We start from the raw sequence: 13,835 nt of genomic DNA, 5'->3' as shown, positions 1-13,835 counted from the left end.
CGGCTCGACGCGCGGAACCTGTCCTGCCGGAGAGGGGCGTCTGCGCGGCCGCGGGCAATGCCGTGACCGCCACGGCATCCTGCTGCGGCTGACGCCATGATGGCGCCACGTCCGAGCCGGGCCGCGTGGATGGCGGGGGAGGGGAACTCAACCGCCATCCGTTGAGAGGCGTCGGAGCGCATCCAAGCCGACCGGTGCTTCGGCCTGCCAGGGCAGGAGGAAGAGCCGCTGCGCCAGGCCCTTCTCGATCCTGCGGATCTGCGCCTGCTCAGCGGCCATCCGCTGCATCAGCAGGCGATCCCTGGTGCCGCTGCCGGAGAGCGTCCGGTTCACCACCCAGGCATGGGGCTCGATGCGCGCGCGCCGCAGATCCTCCTGCAGCGCGGCCGCCTCGGAAACGGGCGTGGTCTCCGGCAGGGTGACGATCAGCACCTGCGTGTGCTCCGGATCCTGCAGGCGCATCAGCGGGGTGATGACGCGCCCCGCCGCATGCGCGGAATCCAGGCTGCGGGTCATCTGGCGGTGATAGGCGCCGGTCGCGTCCATCAGCAGCAGCGTGTGGCCGGTGGGCGCGGTGTCGAGCACGACGAAGCCGCCCCGTGCCTCCGCGACGACGCGGGAGAAGGCGTGGAACACCGCCACCTCCTCCGTGCAGGGGGAGCGCAGATCCTCCCGCAGCAGCGCGCGGCCGGCGTCATCCAGGGCGCGGCCGCGGGTCTCCATGATCCTGCCGACGTAGCGTTTGGTCTCGGCCCTGGGGTCGATGCGGTCCACGCGCAGGCCCGGCATCTCGCCGCCCAGCGTCATGGAGAGATGGGCGGCCGGATCGGTCGTGCTGAGATGCACGGCGTGGCCGCGCGCGACGAGGCCGATGGCCACGGCCGCGGCAATGGTCGTCTTGCCGACGCCCCCCTTGCCCATGACCATGACGAGGCCATGCCCGCGGGCCGCGAGCCCTTCCACCAGCGCTTCCAGACCGGGCACCTCGGGGCGTATGGCCGCCACCAGCGCGGATGATGTGGGTGGCGTCGCGGCGGCGGGCCGCAGCAGCGTGCGGAGCGCCTCGAAACCCACCATGTCGAAGCCGCGCAGCGGTACTTCGTCACGCGGCAGGCGCCGCAGCGTCTCCGGCATGCCATCCAGCGCGGCGCGCGCACCGCGTTCGATCGCCTGGCCCACGCGATCATCCGTCCCTGCCGCGTGGAACACCCCATTCACCACCAGGCGCTGGTTGGCGAGCCCGAGGGCGGCCAGTTCCGTGGCGCTGCGGCCGGCCTCCGCCAGCGAGGCGCGGTCCGGCCGGGCGACCAGGATGATCGCCGTCCTGCTCGCATCGGCGAGCGCGTCCATCGCCGCGCGGAAGCGGCGCTCCTGCATCTTCAGGCCGGAATGCGGCCCAAGGCAGGAGGCGCCGGCCTCATTCGCCGCGAGGAATCCGCTCCAGGCCGCGGGCAGGCTGAGCAGGCGCAGGGTATGACCCGTCGGCGCCGTGTCGAAGAGGATGTGATCGAAGCCCGCCATGTCTCCGGCGAGGATGGCCGCGAATTCGTCGAAAGCGGCGACTTCGATGGTGCAGGCGCCGGAGAGCTGTTCCCGCACCGTCGCCCGCTCCGTCTCGGGCGCCCCTCCCATCTGGTCGAGGACGCGAAGCCGGTACGCTTCCGCGGCCGCTTCGGGGTCGATGTTGAGCGCAGAAAGGCCCGCCATGCCGGGCACCGGGCGTGGCGCGTCCGAGAGCGCGACGCCGAGCATCTCGTCCAGGTTCGAGGCGGGATCGGTGCTGACCAGCAACACGCGCCGCCCGGCTTCCGCCAGCGCGATCGCCGCCGCACAGGCGACCGAGGTCTTCCCGACGCCACCCTTGCCGGTGAAGAACAGATGGCGCGGCGGGGCCTGAAGGAAGCCAGGGAGGGTCATGCGAGGCTCGTTCGGCAGGGAATGCCGGGATGGGGGGAGGCGGGACGGCTGCGTGGAGCCTGCCCGATCGGTGCGGTGCAGGCCTTGCGACGCATCAATCGCGCGCCTGGCCGGCTGTGCCTTCTCGCCCTGTCAGGCAGGATCGGGTCAGCAACAGGGATCTTCCGCCCGTGGCCCGCGTGCTTTGGAGCGCGTGTCGCCTGGGCCCATCCCATCAGACATCAACACAAAAACTCTCCCTCTGAGGGGATCCATTCAGCGAAGCACGTCAGGGCTGACCTTCCGCCAATGCGCGCAGCCAGATCGAGACGGCGATTGCGCCGCCATCAGGCGTGCCCTGGGCACGCGCGCCCATATAGCTGGCGCGTCCGAGCCGCGGCGTCATCGTGGCCGTCGCGGCCGCGCCAGCTTCTGCGGCGTCAGCCGCCGACCGCACCGCGGCTGCGAGTGTGGCGCCCCTCCTCGCTGCGTGGGCCATGGCCTCTGCGGCGGGGCTCAGCGCGTCGACCATGGTGCGGTCTCCGGGCCTGGCACCGCCCAATTCGGTGATGGCCTCCACGCCCTGCCGAAATGCCTCAACCCAGTCAGAGGGGGTGGGTGAGGCAGGCAACGCGCGGGCGGCGCGCAGCAGGGCGGTGGCGTAGAAGGGGCCGGAACTGCCGGCGATGGCCCGCCGCAGCGCGCCGGCCATGGCCGTCAGCGCCACCGATGGCTCCGCCCAGGCTCCCTCTGGCAGTTCGCGCAGGGCGCGCGCGCCGCGCCTCAAGCTGATGCCGAGATCGCCATCGCCGGCCTGGCTGTCGAGGTCGGTCAATCGGGGCTCCGCAGCTTCCAGTGCGGCGGCGACCGTCAGCGCCGCGCGGCGCAAGGCAGGTGCCAGCGGCCCGGGTGGAAGCTCCGCCGCCCTGCCGCTCGATGCCGTAACCGGCACGATCCGGCGCCCGGTCCCGATGATTCCGCCGCCAGGCCAGGCGGGGGCCTCAGCGGGTTGGTCCAGCAAGGCGAGGCGGGCCGCATCCAGGCGCAACAGCGAGAGCGAGACGCCCGGCATTTCCAGCGCGGTGAGGAACTCCCCGGCCCAGGCGCGCTCCACGACCAATCCGCGTTCGCGCAGCAAGGCCAGGGCACGGCGTGCCACGATGGCCAGTTCCATGGGCGGCGTGCCGCCCAGCCCATTGACCAGCAGCGCGACCTTTTCGCCCGGCTTGAGGCCAAGATCACCCAGGATGGTGCCCAGGATGCGCTCGACCAGTTCATCGGCGGGCAGAAGCGCCGTTCGTTCCACCCCCTGCTCGCCATGGATGCCAAGACCCAACTCGATCTCCGCCGGCCCGATCTCGAAGCCCGGACGCCCCGCTGCCGGCACGGTGCAGGAGCCAAGCGCCACGCCCATGCTGCCGAGATCGGCCGCCGCCGCGCGGGCCAGGGCCGCGACCTCGGCCAGGCCATGGCCGGCGGCTGCCGCTGCGCCCGCCACCTTGTGCACCAGCACCGTGCCGGCGATGCCGCGGCGCCTGTCGCGCGGAACGGTCCCATGCAGCGCCACGTCATCGGCCACGACGACGACTTCGACCGGAATGCCCTCGCCTCGGGCCAACTCGGCCGCCAGCCCGAAATTGAGCCGGTCACCCGTGTAGTTCTTGACCACGAGCACGGCACCGGCCGGCCCGGCAGTGGCCCGGATGCCTGCGAGGACGGCATCGACGCTGGGCGAGGTGAAGACTTCCCCCGAAATCGCACCCGTCAACAGGCCGGGCCCGACATAGCCCGCATGGGCTGGCTCATGTCCCGCACCACCACCTGACAGGATCGCCACGGGGCGTGCAGCCATGGGTGGCATGTCGGCCCGGATCACGACATTCTCATTGGCCATCAGCGCCAGTCCGGGATGCAGGTCGCAAAGGCCTTCCAGCATCTCGCGCACCACGCGGTTCGGATCATTGAGCAATTTCTTCATGGCGACGTTTCCCGAGGTTCTTGCCGCAGTCTGGCGCAAAGGCCCCCAGCCGATTCCCGACTGGGGCGCCTCTCTCGCAGGCTCAGGAGAGCATTTGCATGTCAGCGTCGATGGCGATGGCCTGGCCGCTGATGGTGCGCCCGCGCGGGCTGGCCAGCAGCAGGATCTGGTCGGCCAATTGCCGTGGCGTGACGTATTCCTTGATGCTGGCATAGGCCATGGCCTGGGCCTCGATTTCGGCGAAGCTGACGCCACGCGCCTGCGCCTTGGCTTCCAGCACGCGGCGCTGCCGGTCTCCCGCGACCAGGCCGGGCAGGATCGCGTTCACGCGGATGCCGGCACCGCCCAATTCGATCGCGAGCGACTTGGTCAGGCCGATCACGCCCCATTTCGCGGCCGCATAGGGCGCACGCAGCCCAAACCCGAAGCGCCCTGCGGCGCTCGACAGATTGGTGATGGAGGGATTGGCGCTCCGGCGCAGCAGCGGAATGGCCAGCCGCGCGACATTGAACTGGCCAGTGAGGCAGACCTCCAGGCAGCGGTCCCAATCCTCCGGGTTGATCTCCTCCACCAGGCCGGTCGGACCGGCGATGCCGGCATTGTTGACCAGCACATCCAGGTCCGGGAGGCCAGCGAACAGGGCCGCGACGGCCGATCTGTCGGACACGTCGCAGCGCGTGCCCGTGATGCCCGCCGGCAGGCTGCCGAGCGCCGCCTCATCCACGTCGCAGACATGGACGTTGGCGCCTTCCTCGACAAAGGCTTCGGCGATGACGCGGCCGATGCCGCCAGCCCCCGCGGTGACCAGGACGCGCGCGCCCTTCAAACCCAGATCCATCTTCACTTCTCCTTCAGGACGCGCCGCGCCAGGATGAAGGCGGCGGCTTCTGCGATATCGCCGGCGATGGCCGCCCGCGCGGCCGCGCCATCCCGCGCGCGCAGCGCCGCGAGGGCGGCGGCGTGGAAGCGTCGCGCGGGCGTATTGGCGAGGCGCCTGGGGTCGGCGCGCATGTCGAGATTGAGGACCGGTCCGGCCAGGAGCCAGAGCCGCTCGATCGCGCCTTCCAGCAGCGGCATCCGCGCCGCGGCATAGATGGCGAAATGCAGGTCCCGATTGAGGGCCACCGCCCGGGCTGCATCGGGACTGGCTCCCGTGGCGACACTTGCGAACTCGGCCTCGATGCGGGTGATGACGGCGATGTCGTCGGCCGTTGCGGCCTTTGCCGCGCGTTCGGCCGCAAGCCCTTCCATCTCCTGTCGCAAATCGGCCAGTTCGGCGAACCGCGCGGCCGACATGACCGGCACCCGCACCGCGCGATTGGGTGAAACCTCGAGCGCGCCATACTCCGCCAGCCGGCCCACGGCGGCGCGGATGGGCATGGTGGAGGTTCCCAGCCGCTCGGCGAGGTCGCGCAAGGACAAGCGCTCACCCGGCGCGACATGGCCGGAGGTGAGGAGGCCCGCGATCTGCACGTAGGCCGCTTGTCCCATCGTGGGGAGGGGAGGTTTGAGGGTGCTGGACAAGGATGCGCTTCCCGGGCGACTATGAACTGTGATCACAGTCGGCGGCAACAGCCGATCAGGAGGAAGCCAACATGAGCATCTCTCGTCGTGGCCTTATGGCCGCATCCGCCTTTGGACTTGCGGCGCCATCCATCTCCTACGGCCAGTCGGAGGTGATCCGCATCGGCCATCTGACGCCGCGCACCGGCTTCCTCGGCCCCCTGGGTGAATACGCCGTGCAGGCGGCGACCCTGGCCGCCGAGGAGATCAACGCGGCCGGCGGCATCCTGGGCCGCCGGCTTGAGCTCCTGATGGAGGACAGCGTCAATCCGCAGACGGGCAGCGCCAAGGCCGAGCGCTTCGTTCAGCGGGACCGCGTGGCCGCCATCGTCGGCGAGATCAACTCGGCGACGGCGCTGGCCATCGCCCAGGTGGTGAATCGCGAGCACGTGCTCTTCCTCAACACCGGCGCCAATTCCGATGCGCTGCGCGGCTCCGACTGCCAGCGCTTCATGTTCCACGTCGAGGGCCAGAACTCGATGTATGTGAAGACCGTCGGCCGCGCGCTGATGGCGGGCGGCCTGATCCGCGGCAAGCGCTCCTATGCGCTCACGGCCGACTATGCCTTCGGTCATGATCTTCTGCGGGTGGCCAAGCGCTTCCTGGCCGAGAACGCCGGCACCGTGGCCGGCGAGGACCTGATCCCGACCGACCTCTCCGACTTCTCGCCCTTCCTGCTGAAGATCCGCCAGGCGAGGCCGGACATCGTGCTTCTCAACCTGGCCGGTGCGCAGATCACCAATTTCCTGAAGCAGTATTCCGAATTCGGGCTGCGCTTCCCCGTGGCCGGCTTCGGCTTCGACACGGCCCTGGCCTGGGGTGCCGGGCAGGGCAACTTCCTCGGCACCTGGCCGGTGATGTGGCACCACCAGATCCAGGCGCCGAGCGCGCAGGCCTTCGTTCGCGCCTTCACCGCCAAGTACAACCGCCCGCCGGAGAACCAGGCCTGGGGCGACTACACGGCGGTGAAACTGATGGCACGCGCCATGACCGAAACCCGCGGCACCGATGGCATGAAAATCGTCGAGTATTTCGAGGGCGAGGGCCGGATGGATATCGCCAAGACGCGCGAGGGCTATTTCCGCAAGCGTGACCACCAGCTGATGCAGGAGGCCTATGCCATCACGGCCCTGCCGGCGAACGAAGTGCGCAACCGGTGGGACATCTTCCGCGCCGGCGCGGCGGTGCCCGGCCCCAACGAGCCGCTGGATGCCATCGCCGCCACCGCCGAAGAGAATGCCTGCACTTTTCGCTGAACGTGCAACGGGGGTCGCGCAGGCGACCCCCTGACCCGGGATCACTCCCTTGGAAATCGTCTTCATCCTGGAGCAGGTCCTCAACGGTCTGCTCGTCGGCGCGCTGTACCTGCTGATCGCGCTTGGCCTCTCGCTCATCTTCTCGCTCGGCGGGATCGTCAACCTGGCGCACGGCGCGTTCTATGCGCTGGGCGCCTATCTGACGGTTCTGCTCGCGCCTGAGATCGGCTTCGGTGGCGCCTTCGTGGTGGGGCCTGTCCTGGTCGGCCTGCTGGGATTGCTGATCGAACGCTTCCTGCTGCGCCGCTTCTATCGCGGCGATCCCATCCTCGGGCTGCTGCTCACCTTCGGCCTCGCCATGGTCGCCGAGCAGACCTTGCGCATGTTGTTCGGCGCGGCCCCCGTGCCCTTCTCCATCCCGCCGGCGTTGCGCGGGCAGGTCTTCATCGGCGAGTTCATCTACTCGCGCTACCGCCTGCTGATCCTCGCCGTCGCGGTGGTGGCGGTGTTCGGTCTCTGGCTGTTGCTGACGCGCACCGCCTTCGGGCGGGTCGTGCGCGCGGGCGTCCAGGATCCCGACATGGTGGCGGCGCTGGGCATCTCGCTGAAACCCTACATGAGCGCCGTGGTCGCCATCGCCGTCGGCCTCGCCGCGCTGGCGGGCGTCATGACCGCGCCGATCACCGGCGTGCATCCCGCGATGGGGGCCGAGATCCTGACCTTCGCCTTCGTCGTGGTGGTCATCGGCGGGCTCGGATCGTTCTGGGGCGTGGTGGCGGCGGCGTTCATCGTCGGCGTGGTGCGCGGGCTGGCCGCCTATTTCTATCCCTCGGCCACCGAGGCCTCGGTATATCTCCTCATGGTGCTTGTCCTGCTGCTGCGTCCGAGAGGCCTGTTCGGCGAGCGCATCCGGAAGTTCGAGTAGGCGACGATGCGCGACACACGCTCCCTTCTCATCGCCGCGGCCTCCCTGCTGCTGCTGCCCTTCGCGCTCGAGGCCCTGGGGCTCACGCTCAAGACGGCGACGGATGTCGTCATCTTCGCCATCGCCGCCATGGGGCTGAACATCCTGGTCGGAACCACCGGCCTTGTCTCCTTCGGGCATGGCGTCTGGTTCGGGCTTGGCGCCTTCGCGGCCGCCATTCTGCAACGGCAGCATTTCCCGGACAGCATCATCGCGCCGGTCATCGGCGCCCTGCTGATCGCCGCCGTCGCCGCGGCGGTCGCCGGCCTCGTCATCCTGCGGCGACGGGGCGTGTACTTCTCGCTGCTGACGCTCGCCCTGACCGCGATGTGCTTTGCCATCGCCTTCCGTTGGACCGAGCTGACGGGCGGCGAGAATGGCCTCGGCGGCATCGTGCGCCCGGGCCTGCTGGATGACCCGCGCTGGTATTACACCTTCGTGGCCGGCACAGCCCTCGCCGTCTGTGTCGCCCTGTGGCGCTTCAACGCTTCACCCGTCGGCACGGTGCTGGTGGCCATCCGTGAGAATGAGCAGCGCGCCGGCTTCATCGGCTACAACACCAATCGCTACAAGCTGCTGGCCTTCACCGTCTCCGCCAGCCTCACGGCATTGGCCGGGGTGCTCAGCGTGTTCAACCACCGCTTCGCCAGTGCCGACCCCATGAACATCGCCTTCTCCGGCGAATTGCTGGCGATGGTCGTGATCGGCGGCATGCGCTCCTTCCTGGGGCCGGCGCTGGGCGCGCTGTTCTACATCATCTTCCGTGAATTCCTCTCGATCTACACGGCGAACTGGCTGCTGATCTTCGGGCTGCTGTTTGTCGGCTTCATCATCTTCAGCCCGACCGGGCTGGTCGGCGTCGCGGCCCGCCTGTTGGCCCCCTTCCGGCCCAAGGCGCCGGATCTGGATGCCGCCATGGCAGCGCGCAGGGTCGAGCAGCCGACACCGGTTCCCGCAGTCTTCGTCCGGCCCGGCACAGCCGAGGGCGCGGTGCTGAAGGCCGAAGGGCTGGGGAAGTCCTTCGGTGGCGTGCGCGCCGTGCGCGATGTCTCCTTCGCGGTCACGGATCGCAGCCTGCACGCGCTGATCGGCCCGAATGGTGCGGGCAAGACGACCGCCTTCAATCTGCTTTCGGGCATGTTCCCGCCCGATCGTGGAACGGTGACGCTGGATGGGAGGCAGGTTGGCGGGCTGGAGCCCTATGCCATCACGCAGGCCGGGTTCGGCCGTTCCTTCCAGATCACCAACCTGTTCCCCGGCCTGTCCATCGAGGAGAATATCCGCCTCGCCATCCAGGCCCGGCACCCCTCGCGCTTCGCGCCGCTGCGCAGCGCCCATGCCATCACGGAGATCAACGAGGAAACGGCGCTGCTGGTGCGCTGGATGGGCCTCGCCGGCATCGAGCATGCGGAGGCCGGCGCACTCTCCTATGGCGGACAGCGCCTGGTGGATATGGCCCTGGCCCTCGCCACCCGCCCGCGCATCCTGCTGCTCGACGAGCCGCTGGCGGGCCTCGCGGCGGCGGAGCGACAGCGCGTGGGAGACCTGATCAAGCGGCTCTCCACGGACATTCCCGTCCTGCTGGTGGAGCACGACATCGACCGCGTCTTCCAGATCGCCGACCGCGTCACCGTGATGAATGACGGTGAAGTCCTGGTGGATGGCGGCGTGGAGGATGCGCGCAACGACGAGCGCGTGCAGGCGGTCTATCTTGGCAGCGGCGCGCATGCCGTCGCCTCCAAGCCACGCGCCAGCGCCGTGCAGCCGGACGTCCTCCTGACGCTCGAGAACGTGAACACGTTCTACGGCAAGAGCCATATCCTTCGCGATGTCTCGCTGACGCTGCGCAAGGGCGAGGTGATGGCGCTGCTCGGGCGCAATGGCGCGGGCAAGTCCACGCTGCTCAAGACCATCATGGGCACGGCCCCTCCGGCAAGTGGCCGGGTGACGCTGGCCGGCGAGGAATTGGCCGGGCTCTCGGCCGATCGTGCCGCGCGACGCGGCGTGGGCTTCGTGCCGCAAGGGCGCGGCCTTTTCGCGGGGATGACCGTCCAGGAGAATCTCGGCCTCGGCCGCCTGAAGCGCATCACCGGCGCGGGAAGCCACTGGGAGGAAGACCGCGTGCTGACGTTCTTCCCGCGCCTCAAGACGCGCTGGAAGGTCGCGGCGGATCATCTCTCGGGCGGTGAGCAGCAGATGGTCGCCGTGGCGCGTGCCTTGATGGGCGACACCCGCGTGCTTCTGCTGGACGAGCCCTTCGAAGGGCTCTCCCCGGCCATTTCCGAGGAGCTGTTCGAGGCCTTCGACAAGCTGCGCCACGAGGTGTCGATCATCCTGGTGGACCATCACCTCGACCTGGCACTCGCGCTCTCGGATACGACGATCGCGCTGGAGCGTGGCAGCGTGACCTGGAGCGGCGAGAGCCGGGCGCTGCGCGATGATCTGGCCTTGCGGAGAAAGGTGTTGTGGCTGTGAAATCTGTTGCGATTGTCGGAAGCGGCCTGATCGGCCGTGCCTGGGCGATGATCTTCGCCCGTGGTGGCTATGCCGTGCGGCTGTATGACGCCGTGCCGGGCGTCGCCGCCGCCGCCGTGGGCCTTTGTGCCCAGGGCCTGCGCGATCTGGCCGAAGCCGGCCTCTGCGCTGACCCTGCTGCGGCGGCGCAGCGCATCACCAGCGCCGCGACGCTGGCCGAGGCCGTGGCCGGCGTGACGCTCGTGCAGGAAAACGGGCCGGAGCAGGTGGAGATCAAGCGCGCGATCTTCGCCGAGCTGGACCGGCTGAGCCCGCCCGATGCCATCCTCGCCTCGTCCAGCAGCGCCATCCGGATCAGCCTCTTCGCGAGCGATCTCGCGGGGCGCGCGCGCTGCCTGATCGCGCATCCGGTCAACCCCCCGCATCTCATCCCGCTGGTGGAATTGAGCGGCGCGGATTTTACCGCAGCCGAGGTGATCGACGCCGCGCGTGCGATCTATGACGAGATCGGGCAGGTGCCGATCACCGTGCTGAAGGAGGTGGAGGGCTTCATCCTCAACCGCCTGCAAGGCGCATTGCTGGCCGAGGCCTTCCGCCTGGTGGATGAGGGCTACGTCACGCCGCAGGATCTCGACAAGACGGTGAAGGATGGGCTTGGCCTGCGCTGGGCCTTCATGGGGCCCTTCGAGACGATCGAGCTCAACGCGCCCGGCGGCATTCCCGATTACTGCGCGCGCTACACCGGCTTCTACAAACGCCTCGCGGCCGAGCCTCCGGCACCCGCCGTCTACGACACGCCGCGCGTCGCCGAGCAGTGGGACGCGGTGAGTGACATCCCCGAGAAGATGCGCTGGCGCGATCGTAAGCTCGCCGCCCTGCGCGCGCACAAGCAGAAGGACTGAACGCCATGGCCAAGCCGCGCCGCGTCATCATCACCTGCGCCGTCACCGGCGCCATCCACACGCCCAGCATGTCGCCGCATCTGCCCATCACCGCGGCCGAGATCGCCGAGGCCGCGATCGGCGCGGCCGAGGCGGGCGCCGCCATCGTCCATCTGCACGCCCGCAACCCCGAGGATGGCCGGCCCGACCAGTCGCCCGAGGCCTTCGCGCCCTTCCTCGGCATCATCAAGCAGTCCAGCAACTGCGTGGTGAACATCACCACCGGCGGCGCGCCCACCATGACCATCGAGGAGCGCGTGCGCCCCGCCGCCCTGCACAAGCCGGAAGTGGCCTCGCTGAACCTGGGCTCGATGAATTTCGGCCTCTTCGGCATGCTGAACCGCTTCAAGAGCTTCAAACATGACTGGGAGCCAGCCTATCTGGCGAACAAGGACATCATCTTCCGCAATTCCTTCCAGGACATCGAGTACATCCTGACCACCTGCGCCGGGAACAACACGCGCTTCGAGTTCGAGTGCTACGACACCTCGCACCTCTACAACCTGAAGTACTTCTTCGATCAGGGGCTGGTGAAGGCGCCGCTCTTCATCCAGACGGTCTTCGGCCTGCAGGGCGGTATCGGCGCGCATCCGGACGACGTGATGCACATGAAGCGCACGGCCGATCGCCTCTTCGGCGACAACTACCAGTGGTCCGTGCTGGGTGCAGGCGCCAACCAGCTCAAGATCGCCGCCATGGCGGCGGCGATGGGCGGCAATGTGCGCGTGGGGCTGGAGGACAGCCTCTGGGCCGGCCCCGGGCGGCTGGCCACCAGCAATGCCGAGCAGGTGCGCCTGGTCCGCCAGATCATCGAGGGCCTGGGCCTGGAGATCGCGAGCCCGGACGAGGCCCGCGAGATGCTTCAGCTCAAGGGCGGCGACCAGGTCGCCTTCTGACCGGGAGTATTCATGAGGCCGGCTGTGCCGTGCGAACGGCCAGCGGCTGGCGGGCCTCACGACCAACGGGGGGAGATGTTCGGATTGAACCTTGGCCGGCCGGCGTCAAAAGGGAGCCGCGTTCGGTCGAAGCCGAACCCTGTCCCCGCATCCCGAAAACACAATAAAAACAATAATTTATGTGAATTTTATTGCCCAGTAACCCTCATGCGAAGAATGGCGTGAGCACCCCCGCGTGCAGCGGCCTGTCTGAAGGAACGCGAGCGCCGGCGACCACCGCAGGGCCTGCTTCGCGGCCATTTCCCTCCCCCTCCCCTCGCGCCTCAGAATGTCCAGAACAACTGCGCTTGGAGCGTGGTCCAATTCGTGGCTCCACCGCCCGCGGCGCGTATCGCCTCGCCGGGCTGTGCCAGCCCTGCAACGCCGAGGAAGTACAGCTTTTCGTTCAACGGCATCCGCAGCACCGCCTGCCATTCCTGCCCGAGATCGCGTGAGCTGAGCTGCGCGAGGCGCGGATTGGCGCCGAGGTTGTTCAGCTCCATCGCACGGTTCAGATACCAGTCGAGCGTGAGGTTCGTGCCCTCGCGCGGGCTGACGTTCAGCCGCACGCGATGCACCGCGCGGTTCGACTGCGTCAGCAGCTTGCCCATGGTGATGCCCTGCAGCCATTCGTCGAGGCCGCCGGAATAGAGCGTGTCGAAGCGCTCGTAGCGTGAGGTGGCGGGGTTGTCGCCGCTGAAGGCCGCGTAGCGGTAGGAGAGGCTGGGCTGCCAGGGCACATCCCGTGCCAGGAGCCCCACCTGCCCGTAGCCGCCCCAGGCCGACATCGCGAAATTCGTGTTCGACTGATGCGCCAGCGCGCCCTCGACCCAAAGGCCCGGCAGCACCACTGGGTCCGCCCAGCGGGCGCGCGCGGCGATCGTGACCAGCCCTTCGCGCCCGCCGGGGGAGGGGCCGTTCGGCACCGCATAGCCGGTGTTGGATTGCGGCACGTAGATCACATTCGCCGCGGCATGGCTGTGCCCGTCGAAGTTCCAGCGCAGGCTGCCGCCCAGCAGCTGCGTCCGGGAGAGGATGTCCTCCGTCCGGTTCGGCTCCAGCCAGAAGCCGTTGAACACCCAGTTGCCGGCGCGGGCCGTGACCAGCCCTGCGAGATCGGCCGCGGTGCGCGGCGAGAGATAGACGCCCGGCAGCCAGCCCGCATTCAGCCGCTGCGTGAATCGCGCGATGAGGAAGCCGTCCTCCAGCGTGAAGGGCTGCTTGCCGAAGGAGGCGTTCACGCGCAGGTCGCTCTCCATGGGCGCGTAGATCACGCCGGCATAGGCGCGGTTGAGTTCGTTGGTGGAGCGCGTGTCGTCGCGGAAGATGTCGCGCCCGGCGGTGATGGCGCCAAGGCCCGTGACCGCGCCGTAGAGGTAGAAGGGGCTGTCGCGCAGCTGCGCCGCGCCGCCGATGCCGTATTCCGCATAAGCCTCGCCCCAGCCCGTCCGCGTGCCCGTGCCCGCGCCGAGCGGCGGGTTCAGCACGAGCGGGCTGCCGCGTGTGAAGACCGCCGGCCGGCCGAACCAGGGGCTGCCATCGCTGAAGGCGCCGAGGCCGCCATTGGCGATGAAGGTGACGAGGCTGCGCTCATCCCGCCAGATGGTCGGGAAGGCGCGGATGCCTTGCGCGGCGAGGATGCCGGGGGGGCCGGCCGCACCGGGGGCGAGGCGCAGCAGGATGGTCAGGCTGCGCCCGCCGCCCTCCACGCGATAGGTGGCGCCGCCCTGGCCGGGCAGGGCGCGCACGCGGCTCATCGCGGCCTCGGCCAGGATCGCCTCGAAGCCGGCGCCGGGTGCCAGGCCGAAGGCGCGGCGCGCGGCGGCC

The 13,835-nt window shown here is 69.2% G+C and carries 10 protein-coding genes; 5 read left to right on the top strand and 5 right to left on the bottom strand.

Annotated elements, in window-relative coordinates:
* Positions 1–147: 147 nt before the first annotated feature.
* The 4 genes from arsA to KTR66_RS21920 form a co-directional block, all read right to left on the bottom strand.
* Positions 148–1,917, bottom strand: a complete 1,770-nt coding sequence (gene arsA, locus KTR66_RS21935) for an arsenical pump-driving ATPase (protein WP_213616478.1) — start codon at positions 1,915–1,917, stop codon at positions 148–150.
* A gap of 268 nt (positions 1,918–2,185) precedes the next feature.
* Entirely contained in the window at positions 2,186–3,874 is a 1,689-nt protein-coding gene (locus KTR66_RS21930) for a dihydroxyacetone kinase family protein (RefSeq protein WP_213616476.1), read from the bottom strand.
* Between the two features lie 82 nt (positions 3,875–3,956).
* Positions 3,957–4,712 (bottom strand): SDR family oxidoreductase, encoded by a 756-nt coding sequence (locus tag KTR66_RS21925; protein WP_213616474.1) that lies wholly within the window; start codon positions 4,710–4,712, stop codon positions 3,957–3,959.
* Between the two features lie 2 nt (positions 4,713–4,714).
* Positions 4,715–5,398 (bottom strand): GntR family transcriptional regulator, encoded by a 684-nt coding sequence (locus KTR66_RS21920; protein WP_249732348.1) that lies wholly within the window; start codon positions 5,396–5,398, stop codon positions 4,715–4,717.
* A 71-nt stretch (positions 5,399–5,469) separates the two neighbouring features.
* Between KTR66_RS21920 and KTR66_RS21915 the strand changes: the two genes are divergently transcribed.
* From KTR66_RS21915 to KTR66_RS21895, 5 genes are read left to right on the top strand one after another with little or no spacing between them, the layout of a single operon-like run.
* Positions 5,470–6,693, top strand: a complete 1,224-nt coding sequence (locus KTR66_RS21915) for an ABC transporter substrate-binding protein (protein WP_213616472.1) — start codon at positions 5,470–5,472, stop codon at positions 6,691–6,693.
* Positions 6,694–6,742: 49 nt separating this feature from the next.
* Positions 6,743–7,618: a branched-chain amino acid ABC transporter permease gene (locus tag KTR66_RS21910; protein WP_213616470.1), complete on the top strand. Its 876-nt coding sequence runs from the start codon at positions 6,743–6,745 to the stop codon at positions 7,616–7,618.
* Positions 7,619–7,624: 6 nt separating this feature from the next.
* Positions 7,625–10,132, top strand: a complete 2,508-nt coding sequence (locus tag KTR66_RS21905) for a branched-chain amino acid ABC transporter ATP-binding protein/permease (RefSeq protein ID WP_213616469.1) — start codon at positions 7,625–7,627, stop codon at positions 10,130–10,132.
* A complete protein-coding gene (locus KTR66_RS21900; protein WP_371819195.1) occupies positions 10,129–11,034 on the top strand; it encodes a 3-hydroxyacyl-CoA dehydrogenase in 906 nt (301 codons plus the stop codon). Before KTR66_RS21905 ends, KTR66_RS21900 begins: the two co-directional genes overlap by 4 nt.
* 5 nt (positions 11,035–11,039) lie before the next feature.
* A complete protein-coding gene (locus KTR66_RS21895) occupies positions 11,040–11,969 on the top strand; it encodes a 3-keto-5-aminohexanoate cleavage protein (protein WP_213616465.1) in 930 nt (309 codons plus the stop codon).
* 323 nt (positions 11,970–12,292) lie between these two features.
* Here the strand turns inward: KTR66_RS21895 and KTR66_RS21890 are convergent.
* On the bottom strand, positions 12,293–13,835 hold a 1,543-nt coding region (locus tag KTR66_RS21890), incomplete at its 5' end, for an alginate export family protein (RefSeq protein WP_213616463.1).

Source organism: Roseococcus sp. SDR, assembly GCF_019083995.1.
Lineage (GTDB): Bacteria > Pseudomonadota > Alphaproteobacteria > Acetobacterales > Acetobacteraceae > Roseococcus.
The sequence above is the reverse complement of the archived record's forward strand: the minus strand, read 5'-3'. Positions and strand labels throughout refer to the sequence as shown.

Excerpts from the sequence above, each read along its gene's own strand:
- arsA (WP_213616478.1), bottom strand. The coding sequence starts at position 1,917 with ATGACCCTCCCTGGCTTCCTTCAGGCCCCGCCGCGCCATCTGTTCTTC.
- KTR66_RS21930 (WP_213616476.1), bottom strand. The coding sequence starts at position 3,874 with ATGAAGAAATTGCTCAATGATCCGAACCGCGTGGTGCGCGAGATGCTG.
- KTR66_RS21925 (WP_213616474.1), bottom strand. The coding sequence starts at position 4,712 with ATGGATCTGGGTTTGAAGGGCGCGCGCGTCCTGGTCACCGCGGGGGCT.
- KTR66_RS21915 (WP_213616472.1), top strand. The coding sequence starts at position 5,470 with ATGAGCATCTCTCGTCGTGGCCTTATGGCCGCATCCGCCTTTGGACTT.
- KTR66_RS21905 (WP_213616469.1), top strand. The coding sequence starts at position 7,625 with ATGCGCGACACACGCTCCCTTCTCATCGCCGCGGCCTCCCTGCTGCTG.
- KTR66_RS21895 (WP_213616465.1), top strand. The coding sequence starts at position 11,040 with ATGGCCAAGCCGCGCCGCGTCATCATCACCTGCGCCGTCACCGGCGCC.